Source organism: Mesorhizobium sp. dw_380 (assembly GCF_018588885.1).
Classification (GTDB): Bacteria; Pseudomonadota; Alphaproteobacteria; order Rhizobiales; family Rhizobiaceae; genus Mesorhizobium.
In genome coordinates this window covers 1-8,452 of the sequence record NZ_JAFFIW010000080.1, presented here as the reverse complement: position 1 = coordinate 8,452, position 8,452 = coordinate 1, and the positions used below count along the sequence as shown (strand labels likewise).

The window sequence follows — 8,452 nt, the reverse complement described above, 5'->3', positions numbered from 1 at the left end:
CTGACAAAGCCAACGACGCTTTCTCGCGCCAAGCCCCATGCATCTGTGATCGCGCGTCGCATTTTTGAGACCGTGGGCAATGAGCCGCAACCGTGTCAGTAGCAATGCGCCAGAAGTTCCGATGTTCCGGCTACCGCGTCAGCTCCATGTTTCATCGCATTGATTGACCAGAGCCTCTGGCGTGGACGGTTCAGCCGCGGGCCAGACACCTGCGCTAATCATATGGCGCTATGGGAAGCGCAGGATTGCCGTGTCGTGGGCTCCCCGTTAGAGGAGGGCATGACTTGGTTCTTGCTTTCCCCGGTCAGCGGCTTGACCATGGCCGGCTTCTCGCACAGGGCGATTCTGCCGGATCGCGATGGTGGTGGCTTGCGTAACGCTGAACCTGTTCTTGCCGCGGGTCACTACGAACAATGCTTTCCTCCTACCCGCATGCCTCATCCGGCCTTCAATTTTCTCCCTCCGGTCGAGCTACCCGAAGTTTTGTCCTGCGGATCATGCTCAATGCCATCCGGCATTCGTCTACGTCGATCTTCATCAACCATTCCCATATTCAATTTGTCTAAAATGCAACCAAACCCGCCTGCGCGCCTTGAGTCGCGTCTGGAGTTTGTGTGCATGCGCAACGCCCAGCCGCGATTGAAGTTCATCAAGCCGCAGGAACCGATCCTGGTGCTCGAGCCGCCAGTCAGCGACGACTGGCTTCACGAGATCAAATTCGATGGCTTCCGCACCCAGCTGATCCGGGATTGGGCGGGAGTGCGCGCCTTAACCAGGACCGGCATCGATTGGTCGAAGCGCTACTGGCCTGTCGTCGACGCGGGCGAGAAACTGCCGGCAAAGTCTTTCAGCATCGATGGCGAGATGATCGCACCGGAGCCCGACGGCCGGCCGAACTTCCACCAGATGCACTCGCGCATGGCGTGGAACGCCGAGCTGCTCGCCTTCGTCACCTTCGATATCCTCCACCTCGACGGCCGGGATCTGCGCGGCCTGCCGGCGATCGAGCGCAAGGCTATCCTGTGGGATTTGGTGAAACCAGCCGACGGCATCATCCAGTATAGCCCGCACGTGGAGGGCAACGGCGCCGAGTTCTTCGCGGCCGTCGACAAGATGGGACTCGAGGGGATCGTCTCGAAGCGGCGCAACAGCCCCTATCGCGCCGGCAAGACCGATTCCTGGGTGAAGGTGAAATGCTGGGACGTCGCCGATTTCGACCTGATCGGGGTCAAGCGCGAGCGAGGCAAGCAGACCGAGGGACTTTTCGCGAAGGATGGGAAATATGTCGGCCGGGCCGTGATTGCCACGAGCCGCGCCATCAAGGAACGGCTATGGCAGCGCATCGAGCGTGACCGGGCCGAGCAGCCGGCGGGAATACCGAAGGCAGTCATCGATACCGACGTTGAATGGGTGAAGCCCGGCATCAGGGCGCGCGTAAAGACCCTTCGCGGCGAGCCAAAGCTGCGGCATGCATCGGTGCAGGGGTTGGTGGAAGACTAGATGGAAGCGCGCTGGGCGTTACTGAGCTCGCGACTTCAATTCGTCTATTAGCTTCCCTGTGGCGGTCCCTAAGTCATCAAGTGGATATGCCGCGCAATAAATCGCGGCGGCGTTCCTGACGTCATGCGACAGTCAGCAGCCGCCACAGGCCAGCGCGCCTTTGCCGGCCTTGCAGGTCAGCGAGTAGCATCACGCTGAATCAAAAAAGGACCCGGTCGAAACGGGGTCCTTTTTTGAATATTAGATCAGTGCCAGTAAGGCGTGACCTTGTAATACCTGTACGACTCGTCACGCGCTGCCTCACCGTCGGCGCCGGTCAGTTCGTTGATCGAATGGGCAGGCGCTGCCTTCAGCTGCTCCTTGGAGAAGGGTACGACATAACCACCCTTGTCCTCATCATAGTCGAGACTTGCCCAAGGAATGGCATGATACTTCTCGGCAATGCCAAGAAAGCCGCCAAACCCGATCACAGCAAACATGATGCCATTCGATGTCTTATCGAGCATGACGTCCTCGATGCTGCCGATGCTGTCGCCTGCGGTGTTGTAGACCGTTGTGCCGATGACTCGCGAAGCGGCAATGGCCTGGGTGTGCCCTGTCTGAGTTGTCATGGTGTTGCTCCTCATTGTCGTCGAACTCTGCTTCGACAATGAGAGGCACGGGCGAAAGTTCCCGACTTTTTGCGGTGTCGGTCGATCATTCCGCCAGGATGAAAGTTACCTTCATGTTGACGCGATTTAGGTGCAGGCTGGTCTCATCGCGTCCCCCTTGAAACGGGCAGAAAGCTCCCTCCCGACATTCAAGTCAAGTTAGAACAGCGGAACCTAAAGTCCGACAGCAGCTTCTGGCCTCATGAGCACACGCGGCACCAACTTCCTCCACACACGGATTTCAAACAATGTGCCCGAAAGGGCTCGGTCAGATGTGCTCTCGGTAGCCGAGTTGACGCAGAAGGCTTTCGCCGATGCGAAGGCAGCCGGGATCAGCAGCAACGAACTCGAGGAAGACACTGGCAGCGTCTACGAAGCGATCTTCACATCCATCGTGCACCATGAGGCGGGCTTGGTGGACTGATCTGCCTCGCGCTATTATCTCTCGTCCGTACAGCAAACTGCGGGAAAGGGATCATGCCGGCTGATCGATTGAAGGTCCGCGAGGGGGCCGACGGCTATGAGGTCCTGCAGGACGGCGAGCCGATCGGGTTTTCGCCACCATACCGAGGCTGCAAGGTTCGTTCGGGACGCGGCGCGCGGGTGTGGCTCGATTGGGGCAGGACTATCATTAGCCGCCAAACCGCTCCACATGATTTCGCACCCACCTTCCTCGGCTGCGATAGTGTCGGCCGCCTGCTTGGTGAGCAGAATGGTCCGAGCGCCGGCACCTGGTCCTGGTCGATCTCCACTCATGACAACCGCTGGCGCAAGCATGGCGGGCAAAGCGGCAGGGAACCGACTGAGGGTGAAGCGGTGGCCGCGCTGGAAGTGAGTTCACTGGACATCTGGCCGACACGCCGTCAAACCGTCATCATACGCGCAGGCGAAAGGCGTGTGATCGAATGTGAACCAAAAGCGCGTCGATTTCGCATGTCAGGAACTCTGTGGTGTGTTAGCTTCAACTAAAGGAACCCCCTTTGGTTGATGAATCTGACAAGCCACGAGTGATGGACGGCCCGGCAGCTCAACGCCTTGCCAAAGAAACAGGCATTACTGAAGCGCAGGCTTGCGAGCTTATCAGCTTTTTGGGCAGCGGTAATTGGTCGTCACTCGTTCGAGAAGCGCGAATGCTGAATCGAAGCGCACCGCCGCGGATGTGATCGATCGTTGACAAACCGGCTCCTATAATGGTCGGCGCGATCGCCGGGGTGAAGAGCATTGCCTGACCGTGCCGACCACTGCGGCAATAGGGAGGGGATTGCCGCCAAGGTGAGCTAGAGCGCCGCCGGCACGGGGACAATTCACCGACCAGCCTTTGGTAATAAACGTACAAACATTTGATATTGAAGGGCCCAACCCCTTGGACTTATAACTGAGCGTTAACCATTGGCTTCCGGGGAGGCTGCGATGGTCCAAGCGCATAAAGATATCGCCCGACTGGTCATCGAATCCAGCTTCCTTCTTCGGCAGCATTCTATAGCCGGAAGCGCCGCGTTTCGCCGGAACATGGATCAATCGCGAAAGGCTATCCAAGCGTCACGCGAACTGCTGGGACGCCTTCGCCAACGCCGGCGCGATGACATCGCACAGACTTTGGAAGATGTAGAACCGCCCCCCCGCGCGTCTCCGCGTTCGATGCCGACATCCTCCGCGCCGTATTTCGCGATTTGGTCTGGGAAATGAAGGTGCCCGAATCCCAATGGCGCGATCTGGCTAAGAGCCTGGTACTCGAATATACGGGGTGCGAGCAGATCGAGGCTGGCTTGTTGGATTGGATCACGAGGAAGTAAGGACTGAACAGCCCAGAAAGGCGAGGCCGTGGCCGTGCTGGAGCGGGAGTTCACCGGAACAAGCCACGAGCGATGGACGGCCCGGCAGTTCAACGCCTTGTCAAAGAAACAGGCATTACTGAAGCTCAGGCTTGCGAGCTGATCAGCTTCTTGGGTAGCGGTAATTGGTCGTCACTCGTTCGAGAAGCGCGAATGCTGAATTTGCTCATTCGATCTGGAATCGTTTGCGATGGCCTTTGCGGAAGACCAGCGGATACGGCTGCATCTCGACAAGTTCACGCGGCTGTAGGCGCTAAAGCGTCGCAGAATGAACCTTTTTCGAGGTTCGGGATTAGGGCCACATGGCCCGCTTCTTCTTCGATCTAACCGACAACGGCGAATTCTACCCCGACACTGAAGGCACCGACCTGCCGACACTGGAAGACGTCGAAGACGAGGCGGCTATGGCGCTGCTCGAAATAGCCATGCCGGACGGCACTTTCAGAGAAGTCGCCATCCGTGTCCGCGACCATACCAGCAAGCCGCTATTCACTGTGAAGGTCACGTTGGAGCGGGTGCGCGAGCCTTCCGATGAATGAGGACACGGGTGCCCTAGAGCTATTCATTATGGCCGCGCACCAACGCCAGCAACAGGCGATCGATGATGCTGACAACATGATCGAAGAGACGCGGCGCGTAATCGCTCAATCCAGAAAGCTGCTGGATCGGCTTGCCGCCAGGACCGGCGCTACTCAGCCTTAGCTGACCGTCGCCATTTACCGGGTCGAGCGGATCGAAGCTGGCTTGGTGGATTGGATCATCAGCGACTACTAGGCACCACCCAGCCCTCCAGATTTGGTTGCATTCGTACCGCAACCCGTGAGCAGCGCCCGGCGTTTCGCCCCATGACGATTCACTACTTCGACTACCCACGACAACCAACAGCTGATGCCCGACCCAGAGGGAACAGAGGTGGCAGACATCGAAGCAGCTAGGTTCGAAGCCATCAGAATATTGGCTGAACCAGCCAGAGGTATCGAGTGGCCAGACCACCGCATTCTTTCGATCGAGCTCCGTGACGGCCACAAGCCGCGATTGCATGTCAGCCTAACACTCGAGGTCAAGACGCGGGCATAGGCGGCTCCAAATTTCAAACTGAGACACTTCTACCCAACTGCCGGCCGAGCCGCCGCACACTGCATTAAGTCGCGGAAACCGTGGAGAAATCGTGATTCTCGCAATGTGCAGTAAACATCCACACATTGCAAAATCACCTTCTAAGTTATTGAAAAACGACCGCCAAACCGCAGCACAATGTGCGCGCTTTTATCCTGCCGTCGGTTGTGCTTTCATTGTCTTTCTGACATCGGCGGTCCTTTCTTTTTACGCGATACTATACGCCTCTATTCTCTGCGCTACGATCCCGTTTTTGGGCGTCGAGTTCCGATGTGCCGTGCAATCTTCCGCGCTCTGCGACGGGGTGTTTCGGCTGCATTGGTGCAGCGCTCGAACCGTCGTGGCGCACTTTCCATCGGTCTAACGGAGCATCGTCACAGGGCGGCACAGACCTTGCGGTGGCAGGAGCGCTTGGCGATCTCCCGGCCCCAGCTATTGACCCTGCCCTTGAAGCGCGTCATCAAACCCCACGCCGCTTCGTAGAGCGCGCGCCGCACGTCCGCATCGCCAGCCTTCGGGATACGCCCCTGAACGTCGATCGAGGAGCCCGACTGCCAGCGCCGCGAGGTCAGCCCGAAGTAGCCGCAACGTCGCGCGTCTGCGAGAAGGTGCCGCGCTTCGATCTGTGGTGTTTGCCTCCAGCCAGAGACGCGTCTGATCCAGCACCTCGTCGGACAGGGCGCGATCATCGCTCGCGCGCGCCAGGATGACTTCTGGGTTCAGCTGGCTCGAACTCGGGCCGGCTAAACATAAACAAATGTGGATGAGGGGCGCCATCCCCCGTGCCAAGGTGATGGTTACCGTGGAACCGATCTCATTTTTCCCCATTATCCCATGCACTCATTAGCAATTGCTCATTTAATGCGGGACAGCCTTCCCCATACTGCCGTCGAACTCGCACCGATTGTCGGCCACGCCTCGACAGCCGTGGCTTTCTTCAGCGAGCGGATAGGGAACAGCGGGCGATGACCGAAGTCGGTTCGCAGATCGAGCAGGGACAAAGCAACACGCTGACAAAGGGCCCTTTCCAACGATTCCTTCGCACGATTGGGCCTGGCTTCATCACCGGCGCTTCCGACGACGACCCGTCCGGCATCGGTACTTACAGCCAGGCGGGTGCGCAACTCGGTTTGAATGTCGGCTGGGTCATGCTGTTCACCGTCCCGCTGATGGCGGCGATTCAGGAGATCGCCGCTCGCATCGGCCGCACCACGGGCAAGGGCATCTCCGGCAATCTCAGCCGGCACTATCCGGCCCCGCTGCTTTATCTTGTCGTCATGTTTCTGTTCGTCGCCAACGTGATCAACATCGGAGCCGATCTCAGCGCCATGGCGGATGCGTTGAAACTGCTCATTGGCGGGCCGAGCCCCCTCTATGTCATCGCGTTCGCAATCATCTGCATCGGCGCGATCGTCTTCCTAGACTACACCCGTTACGTGAAAGTGCTCAAATGGACCACTTTGAGCCTGTTTGCCTACGTCATTGCCATGTTCGCGGCGAATGTGCCCTGGGCCGATGCGGCGAAAGGACTGTTCATTCCTCACATTGAATGGAGCGGCGCTTTCTTAACCACGCTGCTCGCAATCCTTGGCACGACCATCTCGCCCTATCTGTTCTTCTGGCAGGCCTCGCAGGAGGTTGAAGAGGAGGAGCTCAAGCCAACCGCCAGGCCGCTGCGCTGGGCTCCTTGGCAAGCTGCCGGGGCTTTCCAGCGCATACGCGCCGACACACTGGTTGGGATGGCTTTTTCGAATTTGATCGCTCTGGCGATCATCCTCACCACCGCCGCGACGCTTCACAAAGCGGGCGTGACGGAGATCGCTTCGTCCACCGACGCGGCAAAGGCACTGGAACCCGTGGCCGGAAAGTTCGCATTCATCATCTTCTCGGCGGGGATCATCGGCACCGGGCTTCTGGCAGTGCCGGTGCTGGCGGGTTCGGCGGCTTTCGCCGTCGGCGAAGCGATGCGCTGGCCGGTCGGGCTACAGCGAAAGCCGAAGCAGGCAGCCGCATTTTACTCGACACTTGCCGCTGCGGCCGCCCTGGGGACCGGCATCACGCTTACCCCGATCGACCCGATCGAAGCGCTTTACTGGAGCGCCGTGATCAACGGCATCTTCGCGGTGCCAGTGATGACCGTTATGATGCTGATGGCTTCGCGCAAGGACATCATGGGGGAATTTCCGGTCCAAGGCTGGCTGCGCAGCCTCGGCTGGCTATCGACATTGATAATGGCGGCCTCGTCGCTCGGCCTCGCCGCACAGTGGTTTTGGTAAAAGGACCGCGCCGTCGTCTTAGCGCCGGGGCGGTGCCCTTTTCATTGCCTAGTCAATAACAATTGAGTGTTTTCGGCTGGCCCTCGCAAAAATTCTTTCCGGAACAAGTAGCGGCTCTCTCTGTTGGTGCTGATCCAACCACTCAGGAGATGCAGTTATGGCGACGACGAAAGCGGCCTCGAACAAGAGCCTCAACGAACTTTTCCACCACACGCTGAAAGACATCTATTTCGCTGAGAAGAAGATTCTCGCCACGCTGCCCAAGATGGCCAAGGCGGCACAGGACGATGCGCTGAGGGCAGCTTTCGAAAAGCATCGCACCCAGACGGAGGAACATGTCGCGCGCCTCGAGGAGGTGTTCGAGGTGATCGACAAGAAGCCTGTAGGCAAGACCTGCGCCGCCATCATGGGCATTGTCGAGGAAGGCGCCGAGATCATGGACGAGTACAAGGGCTCGCCCTCGCTCGATGCCGGCCTGCTGGCGGCGGCTCAAGCCGTCGAGCACTACGAGATTTCGCGCTATGGCACGCTCAAGACCTGGGCGCAGGAACTCGGTCTCACCGAAGCCGTCAACCTCCTCGACAAGACGCTGACGGAAGAGAAGGAAACGGACACGGCGCTGACCAAGCTTGCCGAATCCGCCGTCAACGTGGCGGCGGAGGCGGCCTAGCGGCGAGTAGCGGACGGCAGGCTCGTCTGAGCACCCGAGCCCCGGCGCGAGTGACGTCCCCGTAGCGTTAAGCCCGCGCTTTTTTCAAGGGCGCAGGCTCGGCCGGACAGCAGAGGACAGTTACCCCTTGAGTAGGTGGAGCGATGAGCTGGTCACGCCGGCGCGCCTTTCAGATGGAACAACCGGCCTGACAGGCTGCATTTGCCCGGGTCCTTCCAAGGCTGCCAACGGAAAAGGTTGAACCCGGTTTGCCGCACTCCGCCTCGGCGCCCACATACATCAAAGTTAAATGCGGCAGCCCGGCCGCGGTGCTAAGTTTTGGCCATTGGGGGAACTCTCGAGGAGGAAGTCCCGTGGACGTTCGAACAGGCAGCCTCTCGGCCGCATTGCCCAGCCGGCATGCCGCCG

Annotated in this window: 9 protein-coding genes and 1 pseudogene; 8 read left to right on the top strand and 2 right to left on the bottom strand. The window is 59.2% G+C overall.

Annotation, left to right across the window (positions count from 1 at the left end):
* The first annotated feature begins 279 nt into the window (after nt 1-279).
* Nucleotides 280-1,500 carry an ATP-dependent DNA ligase gene (locus tag JT360_RS32415; protein WP_250889231.1) on the top strand — a complete coding sequence of 407 codons (1,221 nt, stop codon included), beginning with the start codon at nt 280-282 and terminating at the stop codon, nt 1,498-1,500.
* A gap of 245 nt (nt 1,501-1,745) precedes the next feature.
* On the opposite strand, the gene JT360_RS32410 is transcribed toward JT360_RS32415, so the two are convergent.
* Complete coding sequence (locus JT360_RS32410) at nt 1,746-2,111, bottom strand: PRC-barrel domain-containing protein (RefSeq protein WP_214477399.1); 366 nt, start codon at nt 2,109-2,111, stop codon at nt 1,746-1,748.
* Nucleotides 2,112-2,352: 241 nt separating this feature from the next.
* On the opposite strand from JT360_RS32410, the gene JT360_RS32405 reads away from it, so the two are divergent.
* From JT360_RS32405 to JT360_RS34300, 5 genes are all read left to right on the top strand, one after another.
* Nucleotides 2,353-2,574, top strand: coding sequence for a DUF768 domain-containing protein (locus JT360_RS32405; protein WP_214477397.1), 222 nt, complete (start codon nt 2,353-2,355; stop codon nt 2,572-2,574).
* A gap of 53 nt (nt 2,575-2,627) precedes the next feature.
* On the top strand, nt 2,628-3,119 hold the full coding sequence (locus JT360_RS32400) for a hypothetical protein (protein ID WP_214477394.1): 492 nt from the start codon (nt 2,628-2,630) through the stop codon (nt 3,117-3,119).
* 1,165 nt (nt 3,120-4,284) lie between these two features.
* Nucleotides 4,285-4,521, top strand: coding sequence for a DUF6894 family protein (locus tag JT360_RS32395; protein ID WP_214477392.1), 237 nt, complete (start codon nt 4,285-4,287; stop codon nt 4,519-4,521).
* A complete protein-coding gene (locus JT360_RS34305) occupies nt 4,514-4,684 on the top strand; it encodes a hypothetical protein (RefSeq protein WP_502845504.1) in 171 nt (56 codons plus the stop codon). Before JT360_RS32395 ends, JT360_RS34305 begins: the two co-directional genes overlap by 8 nt.
* Before the next feature lie 186 nt (nt 4,685-4,870).
* Nucleotides 4,871-5,059 carry a DUF6894 family protein gene (locus JT360_RS34300; RefSeq protein WP_502845503.1) on the top strand — a complete coding sequence of 63 codons (189 nt, stop codon included), beginning with the start codon at nt 4,871-4,873 and terminating at the stop codon, nt 5,057-5,059.
* Nucleotides 5,060-5,475: 416 nt separating this feature from the next.
* On the opposite strand, the pseudogene JT360_RS32385 reads toward JT360_RS34300, so the two are convergent.
* A pseudogene (locus tag JT360_RS32385) lies at nt 5,476-5,705 on the bottom strand (transposase); the annotation flags it as partial.
* 358 nt (nt 5,706-6,063) lie between these two features.
* On the opposite strand from JT360_RS32385, the gene JT360_RS32380 reads away from it, so the two are divergent.
* Together JT360_RS32380 and JT360_RS32375 are read left to right on the top strand one after the other, a co-directional pair.
* A complete protein-coding gene (locus tag JT360_RS32380) occupies nt 6,064-7,374 on the top strand; it encodes an Nramp family divalent metal transporter (protein ID WP_214477389.1) in 1,311 nt (436 codons plus the stop codon).
* Between the two features lie 157 nt (nt 7,375-7,531).
* Nucleotides 7,532-8,044, top strand: a complete 513-nt coding sequence (locus JT360_RS32375) for a YciE/YciF ferroxidase family protein (protein ID WP_214477387.1) — start codon at nt 7,532-7,534, stop codon at nt 8,042-8,044.
* Nucleotides 8,045-8,452 lie beyond the last annotated feature (408 nt).